The 19230-nt window shown below is 34.1% G+C and carries 14 protein-coding genes; 8 read left to right on the top strand and 6 right to left on the bottom strand.

Going from position 1 to position 19230, the window contains the following annotated elements:
- Positions 1-65 precede the first annotated feature (65 nt).
- The 5 genes from ACFEMA_RS07800 (at position 66) to ACFEMA_RS07780 (ending at position 9229) form a co-directional block, all read left to right on the top strand.
- Positions 66-1310 (top strand): serine hydrolase domain-containing protein, encoded by a 1245-nt coding sequence (locus ACFEMA_RS07800; protein WP_411767532.1) that lies wholly within the window; start codon positions 66-68, stop codon positions 1308-1310.
- A 19-nt stretch (positions 1311-1329) separates the two neighbouring features.
- Entirely contained in the window at positions 1330-3327 is a 1998-nt protein-coding gene (locus ACFEMA_RS07795) for a serine hydrolase (RefSeq protein ID WP_411767531.1), read from the top strand.
- A 334-nt stretch (positions 3328-3661) separates the two neighbouring features.
- Positions 3662-4972 (top strand): DNA adenine methylase, encoded by a 1311-nt coding sequence (locus tag ACFEMA_RS07790; protein WP_411767690.1) that lies wholly within the window; start codon positions 3662-3664, stop codon positions 4970-4972.
- A gap of 7 nt (positions 4973-4979) precedes the next feature.
- The gene (locus tag ACFEMA_RS07785; protein ID WP_411767530.1) at positions 4980-7439 is read left to right on the top strand and encodes an ATP-binding protein; all 2460 of its coding nucleotides are present in this window, start codon (positions 4980-4982) and stop codon (positions 7437-7439) included.
- A complete protein-coding gene (locus ACFEMA_RS07780; protein ID WP_411767528.1) occupies positions 7439-9229 on the top strand; it encodes a hypothetical protein in 1791 nt (596 codons plus the stop codon). Before ACFEMA_RS07785 ends, ACFEMA_RS07780 begins: the two co-directional genes overlap by 1 nt.
- A 512-nt stretch (positions 9230-9741) precedes the next feature.
- Here the strand turns inward: ACFEMA_RS07780 and ACFEMA_RS07775 are convergent.
- The 3 genes from ACFEMA_RS07775 to ACFEMA_RS07765 all read right to left on the bottom strand — a co-directional run bounded on the left by ACFEMA_RS07775 (position 9742) and on the right by ACFEMA_RS07765 (position 13412).
- Positions 9742-10257: a hypothetical protein gene (locus ACFEMA_RS07775; RefSeq protein ID WP_411767527.1), complete on the bottom strand. Its 516-nt coding sequence runs from the start codon at positions 10255-10257 to the stop codon at positions 9742-9744.
- Between the two features lie 297 nt (positions 10258-10554).
- Positions 10555-12459, bottom strand: coding sequence for a tetratricopeptide repeat protein (locus tag ACFEMA_RS07770; RefSeq protein WP_411767526.1), 1905 nt, complete (start codon positions 12457-12459; stop codon positions 10555-10557).
- Between the two features lie 71 nt (positions 12460-12530).
- A complete protein-coding gene (locus ACFEMA_RS07765; protein ID WP_411767525.1) occupies positions 12531-13412 on the bottom strand; it encodes an EamA family transporter in 882 nt (293 codons plus the stop codon).
- Between the two features lie 241 nt (positions 13413-13653).
- On the opposite strand from ACFEMA_RS07765, the gene ACFEMA_RS07760 reads away from it, so the two are divergent.
- Entirely contained in the window at positions 13654-13926 is a 273-nt protein-coding gene (locus ACFEMA_RS07760; protein WP_411767524.1) for a hypothetical protein, read from the top strand.
- 123 nt (positions 13927-14049) lie between these two features.
- On the opposite strand, the gene ACFEMA_RS07755 is transcribed toward ACFEMA_RS07760, so the two are convergent.
- Both ACFEMA_RS07755 and ACFEMA_RS07750 read right to left on the bottom strand, forming a co-directional pair.
- Positions 14050-15117 carry an alkene reductase gene (locus tag ACFEMA_RS07755; RefSeq protein ID WP_411767523.1) on the bottom strand — a complete coding sequence of 356 codons (1068 nt, stop codon included), beginning with the start codon at positions 15115-15117 and terminating at the stop codon, positions 14050-14052.
- A gap of 95 nt (positions 15118-15212) precedes the next feature.
- Positions 15213-15587 carry a hypothetical protein gene (locus tag ACFEMA_RS07750; RefSeq protein WP_411767522.1) on the bottom strand — a complete coding sequence of 125 codons (375 nt, stop codon included), beginning with the start codon at positions 15585-15587 and terminating at the stop codon, positions 15213-15215.
- 159 nt (positions 15588-15746) lie between these two features.
- Here ACFEMA_RS07750 and ACFEMA_RS07745 point away from each other — a divergent pair, with 159 nt between their 5' ends.
- Together ACFEMA_RS07745 and ACFEMA_RS07740 are read left to right on the top strand one after the other, a co-directional pair.
- Positions 15747-18008 carry a DNA topoisomerase 3 gene (locus tag ACFEMA_RS07745; protein ID WP_411767521.1) on the top strand — a complete coding sequence of 754 codons (2262 nt, stop codon included), beginning with the start codon at positions 15747-15749 and terminating at the stop codon, positions 18006-18008.
- A 115-nt stretch (positions 18009-18123) separates the two neighbouring features.
- Positions 18124-18615: a hypothetical protein gene (locus tag ACFEMA_RS07740; protein ID WP_411767520.1), complete on the top strand. Its 492-nt coding sequence runs from the start codon at positions 18124-18126 to the stop codon at positions 18613-18615.
- 70 nt (positions 18616-18685) lie between these two features.
- Here ACFEMA_RS07740 and ACFEMA_RS07735 read toward each other — a convergent pair whose 3' ends face one another.
- Positions 18686-19144, bottom strand: a complete 459-nt coding sequence (locus ACFEMA_RS07735; protein WP_411767519.1) for a cold-shock protein — start codon at positions 19142-19144, stop codon at positions 18686-18688.
- Between the last annotated feature and the right edge of the window lie 86 nt (positions 19145-19230).

Here is a 19230-nt window from a genome sequence, read left to right as displayed (position 1 = left end):
TACTCTATTTTTAGACAACACTTAATGAATAAATCTAAACCAAATATTTATAAATAATGAAAAGCATGAAAAATATAACAGCACTACTACTTATACCTCTTCTTTTTCTTGCATGTAAAAACGAACCAAAAACGGACGCTGAATCATTAAACACTTTAAGTCCAAAATATGAAACGTACAATTACACTGGATTTACAAAAGAAGAGATTTATGGATTCCATAAACACATTCACGAAGGTGGACGCTGGACTACATATGGTGATTTAGAACGCTATTTTTATCTGAACTTTTCCGAAGTACAGAACCACTCGCGCATACTTAGGTCGGATACGCCAAAAATTCTAGAAGAAACACCAAGAGATGATGTGAAGAATTTTATGCTGCCTGCAGATTTAAAAAAAGGAGGCGGACTATCATTAAATGACTATGTACAGCAAGTAGAAGTTAATGGTTTAATAATCATTCATAAAGGCAACATCGTCTTTGAAGGTTATCCAAGAATGTTCCCAACCGATTTGCACGTTAATTTTTTAATCACTCAAGTCTTTGTGAGTACTTCAGTAGCTATTTTGGAGGATAGAGGTTTAATCGATACTAGCAAACCTATAGATGACTATTTTGAAGCTCTTAAAGGCTCAGGTTGGGAAGGTGTTCCCGTAATCGATATTCTTGCTATGAGTTCTGGAATTGAGCGTGCGCCATTGGAGAACTATGAGAAAAGTTTTGACCCAATTGAAGATTTGGCTACCGCGAATTCTGACACCCCTTCAGGAACAGAATATCAATTTTCGAATGCTGATACGATGCTATTAACCTTACTCGTTGAAAAAATTAGCGGTCTTATGTTTAAAGATTTTGTGGAACAAGAAATTTGGAATAGGATAGGAGCAGCGTATAGTGCGCTTTTAGGAAACAACACTAATGGAACATCTTTGTCGTATCTCGCTGGCATGTCAACAACGCTTCGAGACCTTGCTCGATTTGGTTTGGCGTTTACACCCAGTGGTAGAAAAAGCGACAATCCATTAATTTCTGATGCACACTTAACTAAAATCCGAGATGTGAATGAAAACCTTAAAGTAACATCACGTTCTTTAGGAGAGGATATTTATAAAAGTTATCAATGGGGCGCAGTTTACGAAGATGGTGATTTTTATAAAGGCGCACATGGCGGACAAGGTCTTTATATATCGCCTTCTAAAGATTTGGTTATTGCATTTTTCGGAACTTCCAATATGGATCGCGAAAGGAATCAACTTGATGTCATTTCTCGACAACTTTCCAAATCTGGACTGTTCGATATTGAGTAAAATGACTAAAAAAAATAATATGAAATATCAAGGCTTAAGTAAACAAATACTAAAACCCATGAAAAGCAAAACAGGACTACTACTATTAATTTTTCTTATACAATTAAATAATAGCTTTAGTCAAGAGACCAATGGCTCTTCTTTAGTATTACCACAAATTCAAGTTGTTCCAATACAAGATTCTAAGACTGAAAGAAACTATGAATTGTATATAGAATTGCCAGAAAGTTATTCAGAGAACGAAAACAAATCGTATCCTGTTCTTTATTATACAGATGCGATGTGGCATCTCGAAATGCTATCTGGTTCTTCAGAATTTATACTAGAAGATGTTATTCTAGTTGGGATTTCCTGGCAGAAGGGCATTTCAGAAGATTTAATGCAAAAGTATGGAGCACATGCCAGCCGATTTACCGATTATTCCTTCTGGAAAAAAGCCAATCCTAATCATCCCTTACTTAAATTTGGCGAAGCTAAAAATCACTTGACCTTTATTCGCAACGATGTTATCCAATACGTAGAGAACAACTATCGTACTGACCCAAACAGTCGTTCCTATTTCGGTTACTCACTCAGTGGTGCATTTGGTGCTTATATATTATTGACACAACCTGATACGTTTCATAATTACATTCTTGGCAGTCCATTAAATAAAGGCTTAGTGCCTTACCTTACTGAGATTAATGCTGAACTAGGAACTGTAGAGTCAAATAAGAACACTGCATGGCATGCTAACGTATTTATCGGCTATGGTACCTTAGAAAAAGATAAAGACGAACCTATCGACGACTATCTTAACTTACTGGATGACAGAAAAAATTTAAGCTTATCCATTCAAAATAAAGCCATTGATGGTGATCATAGTACAGCCTTCCCAATGGTTGCTGTACAAAGTGTTGCTTGGTTGTCGTCCATGATGAATCCTATTTCAAATACTACCGAAGAGCTCTCATTTTGGTCGATGCCGCATCTCAATAATCCATATGTCAGTACAACACCAGAGGACAGAAAAGACGGCATATTGGTTGATACATTATCAGTAAATAGCAATGATAAAAACGCAATGATAAACCTTTCACAAGAAATCTTTGAAAGCAAACATGGAAGCTATGATGCCTTACTCATTTCACACAAAAACAAACTCGTTTATGAATCCTATTACAAAAAGGGCCGCATCAATGTACCTCATGGGCAAGCATCAGCTGTAAAGGCGTATACCAGTTTGGTTTTAGGTAGAGCCATTCAAATGGGTTACTTGTCTATGGAAGATCTAAACAAACCCTTGATGAGTTTCCTTAAAGATACTGATCCCCAAAAACTTACCGAAGGCGCAGAAAAAATCACACTTCATAAAGCACTGACCATGCATGGTGGACTCAATATAGATAGCGATAAATGGAAAGCCATTGAGAAAGATTCACTACGCCTAAAAGGCCAAGGCTTTGTTAAAACCTTATTTGAAGAAAGCGCACCCATAACTTCCGCGTCTCAGACCTATTTGTATGGTAATTATAACCCAATGTTGGTGATGACAGTCATTGACGCTGTTGTTCCAGGAACAGCTGAGGACTTCATTAAGACAGAGCTATTGGACAAACTCGGTATTACAAATTACAAATGGTCCACACATAGTAGTGGTTTTCCAGAAGCAGGATGGCGTGCCAGTCTCTTGTCTCGCGATATGCTCAAATTAGGTCATTTGGTTCTTAATAAGGGCAAATTAAACGGCGAACAACTTATTTCTGAGGACTATCTTGCCAAAGCTACCAGTGGCATTGTGAAACCTACTCAAGATTGGATGCCCAAAGACTATCGTTATGGTTATTTTTGGTATCAAACACCTATAATGGTTGGTGATAAAAATTATGATGCCACCTTTGCTTGGGGAGGTGGCGGACAACGTGTTATCGTGATAGAAGAACTTGAGGTAACCATTGTCATTTCTGGTCATGATGGTGATGATAAAATAATGACTCAAATTTCTGAAATTGTTATACCTGCGTTTGTAAAACACTAATACTATTTGGTCAAAAGCTCATTTTAAATAATACTTTCGGTTAAACGAAGAGAAACCAATTAGCTCAAAAGAGATTCACGAATACCTATTAAAAAATATAAACCACATGAGTAAAGGGTAGAGTAGTGGTGGTAAAATCGTGCTTGCGAGATTCACGAATACCGATTTGATGAAATGATTCTCCACGTGAGTAAATGTGTGTGGAATGGTTTATAAAGTGTAAATTTGTTTTAACAATTCAATTTATTAAGTTCTTTAAAAAACATATAATAAGTTGAAAATTGTTTTATGAAATTGTGTATATTATCCATTTGAAAATAATACTTTGACACCAGTGCCAACAACAAATCTTATAAAAAAATCTTTAGAATCTATTAGTATTGAAACACTTAATGGAACTAACTTTAATAAAAATGATTTTGCGAGAAAGATAATAAACTATCCTGCTATGATGGTTCCTAGTGTTCAAGAATCAATCATTAAACACCTTGTTTCTTCTCTACCAAATAATGCATCACTGATTGATCCATTTATGGGAGCTTCTAGTACATTAGTTACTGCAATGAAGTATGGTATAAATGTATCAGGACAAGATATAAATCCACTATCAATTCTAATTAGTCAAGTTAAAACCAATATTTATACTGATAATATCATAGAGCAATTCAACTCTTTATTGACTTCAATTTCTCGTTCTTGGTCTATTAAACCAGATGCTCAATTTAAAAATATAAATAAGTGGTTTAAAGAAGATGTTCAAGTAGAATTGTCTCAAATATCACGAGCAATTAAAAGAAGTGACGATTTATATTTTAGAAAGTTTTGTTGGGTAACGCTTGCGGAAGTAATTAGATTGACAAGCAATGATCGTACTTCAACATTCAAAATGCACGTTAGACCTATTGAAGAAATTAATCGGAGAGAGTTATCACCAATGCAATACTTCGAAAAGATTGGTAAACGAAGTATAAATGATTTATTAAATCTTAAGTCTGTGTTACAAGAAAAAGGATTAATAGAAAATGACTCTTACGTTCGCAATATTGAAGTTAAATGGGGAGATTCTAAAAAGGGACTTGTTTCAGAAAGAATACATAATTTATTAGTAACATCACCACCATATGGTGATAATCAAACAACAGTAACTTATGGGCAATTCTCATATTTACCACTGCAATGGATTCCTGTAAGTGATATTGATGACACCATAGATTTTGATTATTTATCCGTTATTCAAACGATTGATAAAAATAGCTTAGGTGGTAAAAAAGCAAATAACTATTCGGAGATTGAAGAATCGTTATTTGCTAAATCTAAAACTCTTAAATCCTTCTTTGATAAGTTAAATAAAGAGGAGAAATATAAAGCTATGAAAGTAGTTGTATTTCTTAATGATTTAGATATTACAATAGATAATTCATTAAATAAATTATCTGATGAAGCTTATTTAGTTTGGACTGTTGGAAACAGAAATGTCAATAACAGAGAGGTTGAAAATGACAAAATTTTAAGAGAATTAATGAACTCAAAACGAGTGAGTCATATTACCGATTTAAAAAGAGATATTCTTGCGAAAAGAATGCCAGAAAAAAATAATTTTTCTAAAACTATGAGTAAAGAAAAAATTTTAATCTTTAAGAAGTAAAAAATAAATGGACGAAGATTATCATTTTGATATAACACCACATATTGTAAAGCAATTAGGAGAACAATTAGTTTCTGATGAAGTTACTGCACTTCTTGAATTAATCAAAAATTCGTATGATGCTGATGCTAGTTATGTGTCCATAGAAATAAACACTACTGGGACATACATAAAGGACGGATTATTTTATGAAAAACACAAAGGCTATATAATAGTTGAAGACGATGGTTTTGGAATGAATAAAGAAACCATTATGAAGTCATGGTTGGTAATATCGTATTCGCAAAAAAGGAAGTTTAAAGAAGAGAAAAGAAAAACACCAAAAGGACGAACACCTTTGGGTGATAAAGGTTTGGGAAGATTAAGTACGCAAAGGCTTGCTGATATTTGTGAAATTTACACAAATGAAAACCCAAAAACTGGAACGCATATAGCCTTTAATTGGAAGGATTTTGATAAAGAAGAAATATTAAGTAAAGTAAAGATTCAATCTAAAAATTTTGTCCCCACTGAGAAAAAAGGAACAACATTAGTCCTTTCCAACATTAAAAACTTAGAGGTTTGGAAAGGTAAAAATCTTGAAAAATTTAAAGGTCAAGTATCTCAAGTAATTTCACCTTATAAAGAAAATAGACCATTTGATGTTTTCATTAAAATTAATGGTATTACTGTTGATATTGAAAAATCGAATGAAAATTTAAGAGATTTAGCAATTTCTCGATTTCGTTTTAGTTTTAATGGTTCAGAGTTATCTATTTCTGGAAAAACTAAACTTTCAAAGTTTATCGGGCAAAAAAGAGAGGAATATAGAAATTATATTGAAGCGGATTCTGGAAAGAAATTCATAGAATTTATTAAAAAGAAAAATAAGGATATAAAAATATCTTCTGAAAATAAATTTGTCTTTAGTTTTAAAAAAAAATTCGAGTTTTCTAAAGACATTGGAGGCTTAGAGATTTTTGATGGTGAACGTGCTAATCCAGGAGCATTTAATGGAGTTATAGATGAATTTTCTTTAGACAGTTGGTTGTCTGATGATGAAAGACTTCAAAATCTTTTTGATAATATTTCAAATTATAAGACATTCGTTAAGAGTCAAATAGGTATTAAAATTTATCGTAATGGAATTGCGGTAATTCCATATGGCTTAGAAGAAAATAATGATTGGTTAAATTTAAAAGAATCTCAAACTAAAACTTCTTTTTATGATTTAAGACCAAATAACGTGATTGGTTATTTTTCTATTGATGAAGGAGTAAATTCTAAGTTAAAGGATAAAACAGATAGAAGTGGATTAGATAATAATGCTTATAAAAGAAACTTTTTTGTTTTAGCCTATTTCATAAGAGATGAAATAAATAGGTATCAAAGAAAAATTCGTAAAGCTCATAATGAATATTTAAATATTTATAAAACGGAGAACAATAAAATTCGCACTACAACTGAAGCTTTTGGTACTATCAAGAAATTAGGTACAGACTCTAAGGAAACTATAGCTGAAGCTAAAATTGCTAGTGGAATTTTAGATTCAACTGTAAAACAAGAGGAAAAGGAAATTCAAACGGTGGAAAAAAATCCTTTGTTTTCTTCAGATATAGATAAAAAAAACCTTGAAAAATCTAAAAATTTACTAGAAAAACTAAAAACTATACAGGTTACTCTTTTAAAATTAGAAAAAGTAGTTTCTAAAACAGAAAAACTTAATGAAGTAATTGATGTTTTAGAGCCTAAATTACAAACTTTAGAAGAACAGCTTGACAATTTCTCTGAGTTAGCTGGTTTAGGTCTTACAGTTGAAGCTGTTAGTCATGAATTTGCTTCTATAGCTGATAGATTAGCTGAAAAATCGAGCTTTTATTCAAGCAAATTAGAAAACAATAAATTGTCACAAAACGATATTTATGTTTTAATGGAATACATTGAAACAACTGTTAATGGATTAAAAGTACAACTACGTCATTTGGATCCAGCATTAAAGTACCATAGAGAGAAAAAATCAGTTATTTCTTTTTCAGAATTTTTTAAACAAGAATCAGCCTATTATTCAAATAGATTTGAAAAATCACAGATTTCTTTTGAAATAAAGATAGATGATGATTTTGAAATTAATGCTAATCAAGGGAAACTTACTCAAATTATTGATAACATTTTTAATAATTCTGAATACTGGTTAAAGCAAAAGAAAGAGAATGAAAAATCTTTTAATCCTGTCTTAACAATAAGAGTTGAAAAACCATGGGTTTATATTTATGATAATGGTTATGGGATTTCTAAGGCTATAGAGAATCATATTTTCGAGCCTTTTGTAACTACAAAACCAAAAGGAGAGGGTCGAGGTTTAGGTCTTTTTATTGTGGTACAACTAATTGATTCTTTGGGATGTTCTATAGCATTAGAACCTAAAATCAATAAGGAAGGAAGGAAATATATTTTTGCTATAAACTTCTCAAATATTATTGAAATTTAATGAGTACTACTACAGAGATAACTCCAGAGCAAAAAATAAGAAACAAAAAGATTGCTCAAGCAAAATCAGCAATAGAAAGTTTCTTAAGAGAACTTAATATTAATAAAATACTTTATGTTGATGATAAATGTTCTATTAATGATTTAAAAGAAATATTTATTGGTAATCTATTAATTCTAAAAAGAGATAATCCAAAAGAAGAGTTATTTGGAAGTTGGTCTGGATCTAATATAGCTTTTAAAAGTCGTGTTACAAAACTCTGGGATGATGGGAGCGAAGCCGAGAAAAGAGAATTATATGTAAAATTACTTGAGTTTGAGGGTAACCAAGAAGATATTGAAAACTCCATGGCACCACTTAAATTGAAAGAGCATTTAGGTAATAAAATAGATCTTTTTTCACCTACTGAATGGGTTAATCAAAAAGATGCAATTTTTGCACGATTGAATTCAGATTCAAAGGTACTATGTTTATTTGATATTGATTTTGGAACTGCTCCACCACCAGATGGAAGAGATGGTAAGGATTTAGCTGTTGAAGTTCTCTCAATAGACGCTATTAGTGATTTTGTATATTGTGGTATCTTTTCTCATTTATTCAATGTTAGCCAAGAGTTTGAACAAAGAAATGAAATTTCTGAATCACATAGTTTGGATAAAAACAAGTTTTATACCATTTCTAAAAAACGTTTTACTGCATCGGATTATTTACCCGCACTAGCAGAAGGTATTAGAAACACATTATTAATTAGTGAAATCGAATATTTAAAGAAAGAATCAACAGCAATTATTAAATCCTCATTTAATAAATCTTTAAAAGAATTAAAAGAGCTTACACCTGATACATTCAATCACATAATACAAAAATCTTCTAAAAAAGAAGGGAATTGGGAAATGACTAATTTATTGCGTATCAACTCGATTATTAATACAGATAAATCTTTACATAATTTATTGTCAAAAAGCAAAAGAGAAAAAATAAATAAAAGCCTTTCCAAAATAAGACGAGTAGAAAAAATAAAAACTGGTGGTGACACACCTTATGATAAAGATCAAATTATTAGCCTAAGGAAACGAGAGATTTTTGTTGATGCTAAAATATTGAACGAATTACATTTTCCAATTTCAAATGGAGATATCTTCAGAGTTGAGGATAAGAACTATATACTATTAGGCCAACCGTGTAATTTGGCTCTAAGGTCTAGTGGCAAAAGAGATATTCGAGGTGGTCAAATATTTAGTACTGCCTTCTTACTGGAAATAGAGGTAGTTGAAAATTCAGTATTATCTAAGGTCGCAAAAAATCAATTACTAACAATGGGCTTTATTGAAAAAACTGATATTCCAAATGATAAATCAAAAATTATTAGGTTTCCGTTATTTAAAACTATTAGCCTGGCACCATTGGACTTAACTGTTTTTAATAGTAACGGAATTGCAAGTATTGACTTAAATCAAGAGGAATGTTCCTCACAAACACTTCAAGATTCTTGGAAAGTTAGATACATTCAATTGCACAAGCAATTCAGTAATTATAGAGATAACATAAGAATATTTAAAAAGTTAAAAAGTACTGAGAAAGATAATTTAAAAAATTCCATTTATTACGGAAGTATATTTAAAGGATTCAAGATTAACAATGAGGAGTGTCTTAATGCCAGATCAACTAAACTAACATTAAATATTGAGAGGACTGGTCATTACAAATCACCTTATTCAGCTGATTTACTTCAACAATTTATGAACTATTTATCAAGAAATGCTTTCGAAAGAAATTTTTTAAATGACTAGTTTTCATTAAACTAAAAAGTTTTATTTTTAGAGAATCGACCTCATAAAATTTTGGTTTAAACAGGGCAGAACGTTAAGAATTAGTCCAGTGGAATAATTTAGTGAATGAGCCAGCTGGCGCAAAGGAAATTAATAATGCAACTCACCATTGCAAGCCTCTGAGAATTAGTTAGAATTTTTTATCACGTACATTTTGTCGTTTACGGAATTTATGGTGAGCCACAATTAGCTCAACATAATCATTATCGTTATAGTACACTACGTGATGCTAGAACTATGATTACATTGAATATCGGCCCAAAGGCGTTATTACGCTAATTGTTATAGTCAATAATACTTTAAGGTATTATAACAATCATATAGTTTCTATTTGTTTTAATATGTAATCATCCACTGGATAATCAAATATTAAAAATGTCCTATAATTTACATTATGTAAAATAAGATGTAAAGACGGTAGGTGCCCTCTTTTGCTTAGGCACCTACATAATGTTTAACTCAGTTAAACAATCTTAAATGGTCAATCGCACGACTTTACGATCGGTATCGTTGAGTAATTCAACTTTATAATTAATAGTCTTTGTAGCGCTCTGTGTGTTATAATCTATCTTACACATCGTGTTCCCAATATGATAGCCTGGATTTTCCTTGATTAATTTTTGGCTAACGCTTAGCGGTAATCGGATATCCTTATAGACTTCCTTGCATTGTAAAATATTACCATTGTTGTCATAGGTTGCTATAACCTTGTTTTGCCCTTCTTTAAAATTAACGGTATACACGGATTTTTCCTTAGCGTCATACTCGTCTGAGGTTTTCAAATTGTATGCTGCAACAAGGGTTCTCAATTTTAAGGCGCGTTCTGCCATAGCCTCAGTATCAATACTATTGAGGTAATTGGCGTTTGCCTTCATTGTTTTACTACTGGCCTTAGTGAGTTTAAGATTGGTCACTGCGGCAATGTCATTCTGTGCTGTTGTTGTGTGTAGTATGCCTATACAAAGACATATCATTAAGTACGTTTTCATCTGTAATACGGTTTTTGGTTAATAGTCTTCTATCTCTTAGGATTCATAAAAAAGAATCCAAACTACATAGGGTGAAAAAAGTACTCTGCAAAGTTGTTATGCTTTCGCACAACGGTTTTTGATTAATCATACTCTAATGTACATTACAACACTGGTTTAAACTAATATTGGCAATAGACAAATAATGAACAAAGCATTGAACAGATGCTCAAAACCCCTGTAAACACTAGGGTTTAAAATGCTTATAAACTTTAAGGAAAGGATTATGACTTATGATTAAATACGACCAATAGCGTCTTAATTTTTAGCAATCATAGCCAGATATAAAGGATCTACAGACCGGATAATGTCTTTTAATTGTGAGTTACTGAGTTTGTATAATTGGGTCAATAGCGGTTTCGACGTGTCGTATCCTTGTATTTGTTTTGTTTTGGCTTTCATCCAATCGACATAGACGTCAATAATCATTTGGTTCGATTGTCCTGTTGGTGTTGAACTCACACCGTTGAGCATGTTTGCCAGTTCTAATTTTGGGGCATCGCTAAACGCAATCTGGGACAAGCGCCCTCTATATTCTATGTTTTTAGGCCCTAGAGCTCTGTAGTTTTCTAACACTACTCGGTCAATGGAATGCCTGCCTTCATGGGCAAACATGGTGGCATTATCTCTTAAGCCTTCGTACTGCTCAATAAATTTAAGTTGTAACTCCACACCGGTATAGCCTTCAGAATTCAAAGATGTATAAAGCTCATCTAAGGCATCTAGTTCCATTTTTTTAGATAATGCGGTCAATACCACTTTTGTATCTGCTGTGCTATTGGCCTCTAAGAGATTGTTTTTAATGTCGGTTTCTATCTTTTGCCGCCGCACGTTATCCGTTACTTTATCCCAGGCATTTATGGCAAGGCCTTTATACATGGTGCTAATTCTAATAAACCCGTTGGGTAAAGCATAACCACCAGCACCTCTATCTTCCCAAAACCAGCTTGGATAGCCGTTAGACACCATCATATCTAATTCTGTAAAGGTAAAATCAGCACTATGACCATATTGTTCTATGGTTCTGATACGTTCGTTTGCAACATGACCAAAAACCAAACCCGTTGCACGCGATGCACTTGTGCTAGACACCATAAATACACTTCCGAAGGTTTCGTTAATCAAATTTCGAAAATGAGATGACGAAAAGTCTTCTGCATTGGCATCACCTCGTGTTAATACTCCGTAGAGTTTGGTGTTTTCGGTTTCTAGGTGATTGAGAAACGTTTCGCTATGGCCTTTATCGATACTCACCTGACGGTAATAGGTATTGGTCAGTGTTTCAATAGTGTCAATATACTCAGCATAAGTAATGATATGATTTACCTGTTCCATACCTATAAGTTCTTCATTATTTGCACTCAGCGCGAAAGCCCTGGCATAGATATAAAAGCGAGATTTCGCTAATCCAGAAATGATGTTTTTATAATCTAATTTGGATACTGATGGATTATCCAATTTTGGAAGGTATGTATTTAGGATTCTGGCTGCATCACGAATATAGGGATATGCACTCTCACTATATGCCAATCGAAAATACGATAACCATGCTTCTAGAGCGGTGTTGCCATCATGTAACAATAATGAGATGCCTAGAAGTTTATCAGCAGAATTGGTGTGCGTCGGATTCTCTTTTAGCCTAGTCTTTAAAAGCTCTTGTGCTTCTTTGAGTTGTGGTTTGTCTATACTTAATCTCGCATTTACCTGGTGGAGCGCTTTTGCTAAAATAATTTTGCAATAGGTATAATTGGCATAATTTTTATCGGATTGTGATGCTGACAACTGCAATGCTTTTTGAGATGCCTCAAGTGCCGCATCGAAATTTTTGGATTCTAGCTCTACCCTAGCCATAACCAACCAGGTTTCAGAACGGTAATCACCTACTGTATCGGCATATTGTAGATTTTTGATGGCCTCTTCCCTATTATTGAAATATTTCCAGTTGATAATGGCTAATTGCCTTAAAGCAGTCGATCTGTCCTTTGCTGAAGCTTCGTCATTTTCTACGACTTTTTCAAAAAATGCTTTCGAATCAAATACCTTTAATGAGCCATGTGCCGCAAAACCTGCCTGAAGATTTGGGTCTTCAGCATTGGACTGTGATGCCAAGATCGTTGGAAAAAGACATAATAGAAGAATAAAAACTCTGTGTATAAACGGCATAGTTGGAACTATTTACAATTCAAATATAACTAAAAAATTAGTTTTAACTAAAAAATTAGTTATATGATGTATTAATCCCTTTTAGAATTGATAAAATACACTCCTCCTAACAGTAATACAGCAGCTACAATAGTTTGAAGCGTAATGACTTCATCCAAAAAGTACCAACCCAACAGCAATGCTATTATAGGATTAACATAGCCCGATGTGGCCACTTTCTCTGTAGAAACATTTTTGAGCAGATAATTAAAAGATGTAAATGCTGCAATACTTCCAAAAAGCACCAAACAGAGCATTACCCATTGGGTCCTACTACTCCACTCTAGCGGTGACGACCAATCTTCCCCAAAGGCAAAACTGCCTATCGCCAGCATAATACCTGCAGCTACCATTTGATAGCCTGTATTGATAAAAAAGTTCCTCGGTAAATCGGCTTTAGACACAAAAACGCTACCGACACTCCAGCTTATAACGCAAGTAAAAATCATGAGGATGCCTGTTAGACTGCCTTCCTCAAGTATCAATTCATTTTGACTCACCAACACATACATACCGATAACTCCAAGGGTAATCCCGATGATGGACTTTAGCTTAATCGGTTTTTTATCGTAAACCCTCATAATGATTAAGATCATCAAAGGGTTTATGGACGTTTCGAGTGCTGCAAAACCACTATCCACATATTTAAGAGCCCAAACAAACACACCGTTGCCATAAACCAAAAAGAGGAATCCGGCAATAATGCTGTTAATGAGCTGTTTTTTGGTGATGGCAATTGATTTCTTTAGGGAAATTGCAATGGCCAGTATGGCAACTCCAGAGAGTCCAAAGCGAATTGAAGCCAACATAAAAGGATCTAATTCAGCCACAGCCATTTTATTCCAGAGATAGGTAGAGCCCCATATCACATAGATGGCAAAGAAAGCGAGGACGATTAAATACTGTTTTTTCATGCTTGGCACGGTCGGCCGAAGCGACGTGTTGGTTTAGGTGTAAAGATATTTATTCTCTATAGCCTTTGCTCTAGTTTTATATAAATTTTAGTAATGATATTATAGTGTATTTCATCTTATAAAATGACTAGTTCTATTTATTACAGCGAATATTTAAGCGTTTCGTCCTGTTTTAAGATTCCCTTTAACAGTTCAACTCTACATTGCAACTACCCTCACAAATCTATTAAAACCTACGATTATGGATGAAAATTTAGCATTATTCAATCAGATTAACAGCCTGTCTTATTGGTTGTTAAAGGAAAGTGATTACAAAAGTTCTGTATCGCTCGATGCTACGGATGACAGTTATTTTATTTCCATTAAAAATGGATTGGAGTCCATTTACAAGCATCATATTGAAAATTTCAGCAAAAAAGACAGCCGCTTTTTAAAGTTTGAATTGTCTTCTATCGTTAATCATTTATTACACATTAAGCGCTCATTACAAGATCAGCAGCCTATTGCTGTGTAATGATTTCGTCAGTTCGAGTGGTTATTTCAGTCGTAACTGAAATAATTGTATCGAGAACCATAGAGTATTAAAATTAAGTTCTCGATACGATTCACTATGTGAATCACTCGAACTGACGTCATTTTAATAATCCGTATAACCTTCTGCTCCTGGCGTGTAGAATAAATCGGAGTTGGGTTCTTTTAAGTCACCACCGTTTTTCAATTTATCAACTAAATCTGGATTGGAAATAAATGGTCGTCCAATATAAACAAGATCATAACCTTGATTGATAATCTCTTCGACGTCTGACTTGCTATTGACATCACCACCAGTAATAATAGTGCCATCAAAATTTAGTTTAATGGTGTTTTTAATATCGGTTTTAAAATCCGGTGCTCCCATTGTTCCCGTATGGTCTACAATGTGAATATAGGCTATGCCTATTTTTCTCAGTTCTTGGGCTAAATACGAATATAGTTCGACGATATCGTCATAATTATGTTCAACATCATTCATGGCACCATAAGGCGAAAATCGTATGCCTAATTTTTCAGCTCCAATAGCACTTGCCACTTTTTTTGCTGTTTCTATCACAAACCTGGCACGGTTCTTAAAATCACCACCGTAATTATCCGTTCTTAAATTAGATTTCGGGTTCAAAAATTGGTCTAATAAATAGCCATTAGCTGAGTGCAATTCTACGCCATCGATACCTGCTCTTATCAATTTTTGGGCACTATCCACAAATTCTTGTTGGGTTTCATCGATATGTTCTAAAGGAACTTCTTGTGGTGTTGCATGGGCTACCATTCCTTTAGAGTCTGTGTACATCTTACCTGCAGCCTTTAAAGGACTTGGAGCTACGACCTTACCTCCATCTGGAATATTCTCTGACGCCGCAATTCTTCCACAATGCATTAATTGCACAAAAATATTTCCATCCTTTTTATGTACAGCATCAGCAATGGTTTTCCAGCCAGCAATTTGTGCAGGACTATACGCACCTGGTATTCTGGCATAACCAATTCCATTGATGGACGGTGATGTGCCTTCAGTGATAATTAAACCCGCAGATGCTCTTTGGCTATAATATGTTGCCATTAGATCGTTAGGAATATTATCAATGGCTCGACAGCGCGTCATTGGTGACATAATAACTCGGTTTTTTAATGTTAACTCTTTAAGCTCATAATTTTCAAAAATGTTCATTTTTTTTCTTCGTTTTTGTTATCAATTTTTATTTGTTGGAATAAAAAAAGCAGTTCCATAAATTATGTAACTGCTTTTTAAAGATAAAAGGTGCATTACCTATTATCTGGGTCTTCAACCACCGCTAAGGGCTGAAGCTTGGGTTTTAATTTTTTGTATAAGGTTAACTGAGGCTGTGTTAAAATATCTCCCATTTCTTTAGTCTCCAAAGTTCTCAATGCGTGAAGCCGATTAAGTTTGGTTTTACCTGTTAAACTCTGGTGGATGCGTTCTTCCCTGATTAAATACTCTTCTACTTTTTTCTGAAAAAGTGTGACTTGCTTCCCTGTTAACCCCAATTCTTTATTGTAAGCCTGGGTTAAATCAAAAGCGATTTCCTCAAGAGTATCATTATCTTCTTGTAAAATAGGATCCTGACCGTAAGACGTGTAGGTAAAAAAAACGATAACGATTGCTAATAACTGTTTCATGGTACTGTTTGTTTATTAAAACTAAAGATAGATAATTGAAATAGAATCCTTTGATGCAATTAAAAAAACTATTGGTTCAATTGCTTATTTTTTTAGCAAAGTTGAAGCTTTAAAATTTCTAAAATTCTGTAATTTGCCAACTTTAAAAGTTGTTATAATTTGAAAGTCTGTATTGCAGAAAAACCGAGTGTTGCTAGGGAAATTGCCGCTGTTTTGGGAGCTTCGACCAAAAGGGATGGTTATTTTGAAGGTAATGGTTACGCCGTAACATACACCTTCGGGCATTTATGCACGCTAAAAGAACCTGCAGATTACAAACCCTACTGGAAAAGTTGGGACTTGAACAACCTCCCGATGTTACCCGATAAATTTGAAGTTAAGGTATCGGACAATGATGGTATAAAAAAGCAGTTCAATATTGTAAAATCACTTTTTCAAAAAGCCACAGAAGTTATTAATTGTGGTGATGCAGGCCAAGAAGGAGAATTAATTCAGCGCTGGGTGATGAACGAAGCGCAATATAAAGGCACGGTAAAACGACTCTGGATTTCGTCCTTAACAACAGAAGCTATTAAAGAAGGTTTTGAGAGCTTAAAACCGTCTGCTGATTATGATAATTTGTACTACGCAGGATTTTCTCGTGCCATTGGAGATTGGTTGCTTGGTATTAATGCAACCCGACTTTATACTGTAAAACACGGTGGTTATAAACAAGTATTATCTGTAGGGCGAGTACAGACCCCTACTCTAGCGATGCTCGTTAGCCGTTATAAGGAGATTGAAGATTTTAAGCCTCAGCCCTACTGGGAACTGCAAACACTATACAGAGACACCCTTTTTAATTATGAGGAAGGCCGTTTTTATAAAATGGAAGATGGGGAAACATTAGCCAATAAAGTAAAAACGGAAGATTTTGAAATTGTATCCATTGCTAAAAAGAAAGGTACTGAATATGCACCTAAGTTATTTGATTTAACAGGACTTCAAGTGTATTGTAACACTAAGTTTGGGCTATCTGCCGATGATACGCTAAAAATCGCCCAGAAGTTATACGAACTTAAAGTGGTGACCTATCCAAGAGTGGACACGACATTTTTACCAAATGATATCTATCCTAAATCTGCAGGAATTCTCAAAAAGCTGACTAAATACAGTCAGTTTACTGAATCCATCTTACAAAAGAAATTAAAGAAGTCAGCCAAAGTTTTTAATGACAAAAAGGTAACGGATCACCATGCTATTATTCCAACAGGTATCGAAATTCCACTACAATCTAGAGAGCAGCAGGTCTATGATATTATTGTTCGGCGATTTATTGCTGTGTTTTATCCGGATTGTAAGGTGTCAAACACCACAGTTATTGGTAAAGCTGCCGATGTCAACTTTAAAACTACAGGCAAAGAAATTCTAGAAAAAGGATGGAGAGTCCTATTTAAAGGTAAATCAGGGAATGAAAAACTATTGCCAACGTTTGAAAAAGGTGAAAAAGGGCCGCATGAGCCTTCTTTTATAGAAAAGCAAACCAAACCACCAAATCAATTTACTGAGGCTTCTCTCTTGCGCGCTATGGAAACTGCGGGCAAACAGGTTGATGATGATGAGCTACGGGACTTAATGAAGGAAAATGGTATTGGACGACCCTCTACCCGAGCCAATATTATTGAAACTCTTTTTAAAAGGAAATACATTAAGCGTAATAAAAAACAAATCCTTCCAACGGTGACAGGCATTCAGCTTATTGATACCATTAAAAATGAATTATTAAAATCTGCCGAATTAACAGGCACTTGGGAAAAGCAACTAAAGGATATTGAAAAAGGCGACTATTCTGCTGCTGCATTTATAAAAAGCATGAAGCGTATGGTTGATGCCCTAGTCTATGAAGTCCGTACAGAGAAGGTGGAACAGCGAATTTCGGCAGTGAATAACAAACCTGCTAAGACTAAAAAGTCTAAAACTAAAAAAGAATCAATTGTTGGTGCTACTTGTCCTAAATGCGAGAAAGGTACTTTGGTTAAAGGGAAAACGGCTTATGGCTGTACCAATTACAATTCGACCTGTGACTTTCTATTACCATTTAAATTCAAGAATAAATCCATTTCCGACACTCAATTAAAGCGTCTTATGCAAAAAGGCAGTACAGTAAGCCTTAAGGGATTTAAATTAGATGGAAAATCTACAGAAGGTAAAGTGACATTTGATACTGATTTTAAACTACAACTTGAAACAAAAACTCCAACAAATCAATGCCCAAAGTGTAAAAAAGGCACTATAATTAAAGGAAAAACTGCCTATGGGTGTTCCAATTACAACACTGGATGTGATTTTAGGTTTAGCTTTGATAAACTTCGAGAAAAGGCTGAAGGACAAGCCATCACAAAAGAACTGGTTCAGAAAATAGTACAGGCATCAGTCAGCTAAACAATTCTTATCAGAATCATTCATTATAATTTGAGTTAATTTTTTTCGTTTATGAGGTAGGATATTTGCCTATAAATCTGTTATATACATATATAACCTATTATATATTTTAATCATGAAACGCAATTTTTTAAAACCATTAGTCATAATGCTAAGTTTGGGCTTAATGTTTTTTACGTGTTCATCGGATGACGACGGAGGAACACCAAATGACAACTCTATTCAAATTGCGGAACTCACAAGTATTGCCATTGACGGTACTTGGGAAGTTCAAAGCTATATTGACTCAGGACAAGACGAAACCAGTGATTTTAATGGCTATACATTTATTTTTACCTCAAGTGGAGATATAACTGCAACAAGTCAGACTGCCACAAGAACAGGTACATGGTCCATTACAGACGACAGTAACAGTAGTGATGATGACGATGGAAATGTCAGTGATATCGATTTTAATATCATGTTCGCTGTAACCAGTTCAGAAGATGAATTTGAAGACTTGAATGATGATTGGGATGTACTATCCTACTCTAACTCTCAAATTCAATTACAAGATGTGAGCGGTGGTGACGGTAGTATAGATACCTTGGTGTTTGTTAAGAATTAATATCGTGATGAGCCCTAAATTACGATGATAAAGTCAGCTACTGTTAAAGTAGCTGGCTTTTTCTTGTCAATTATAGTTTTTTAACTTTAACGGCGTTCATACCACGCTGACCTTTTTCTAATTCAAATTGTACGTTGTCATTCTCGTCAATTTCATCGAGAATACCGCTGACATGCGTAAAGTACTTTTCATTATTTTCATCATCAATGATAAAACCAAAACCTTTAGAATGGTCGAAAAAGGAAACTTTTCCATTTCTAACAGGATCAAATTCTTCTTTATCTCCTGGTGCTGTTTTTGGGATACTCACCTCTATTGTTGAGGCTTTAATTTTTACTTTTTGTGATGGGTCTGGTGGTGTGTCGGTTAAATTTCCATTGTGGTCAACATAGGCAATTGGAATGCCATCCGTTCCATTAGCTTCTTTCTCGGCCTTACGAGCCTCCATTTTTTTACGTTTGTCTTCGCGCTTTTTTAACCGTTTTTTTTCTTTTTCACTTTTATTAAAAGTCTGTTGTGATCTACCCATTAATTTATTTGCAATTTTTAGGCTCTAAAGATAGTCTATAAAATTGCCAATTAAGAATAATCAACCACTTATATTTTATACAAAGA

It is taken from the genome of Winogradskyella sp. A3E31 (genome assembly GCF_046720935.1).
In the GTDB taxonomy this organism is placed as follows: Bacteria; Bacteroidota; Bacteroidia; order Flavobacteriales; family Flavobacteriaceae; genus Winogradskyella.
The sequence above is the reverse complement of the archived record's forward strand: the minus strand, read 5'-3'. Positions and strand labels throughout refer to the sequence as shown.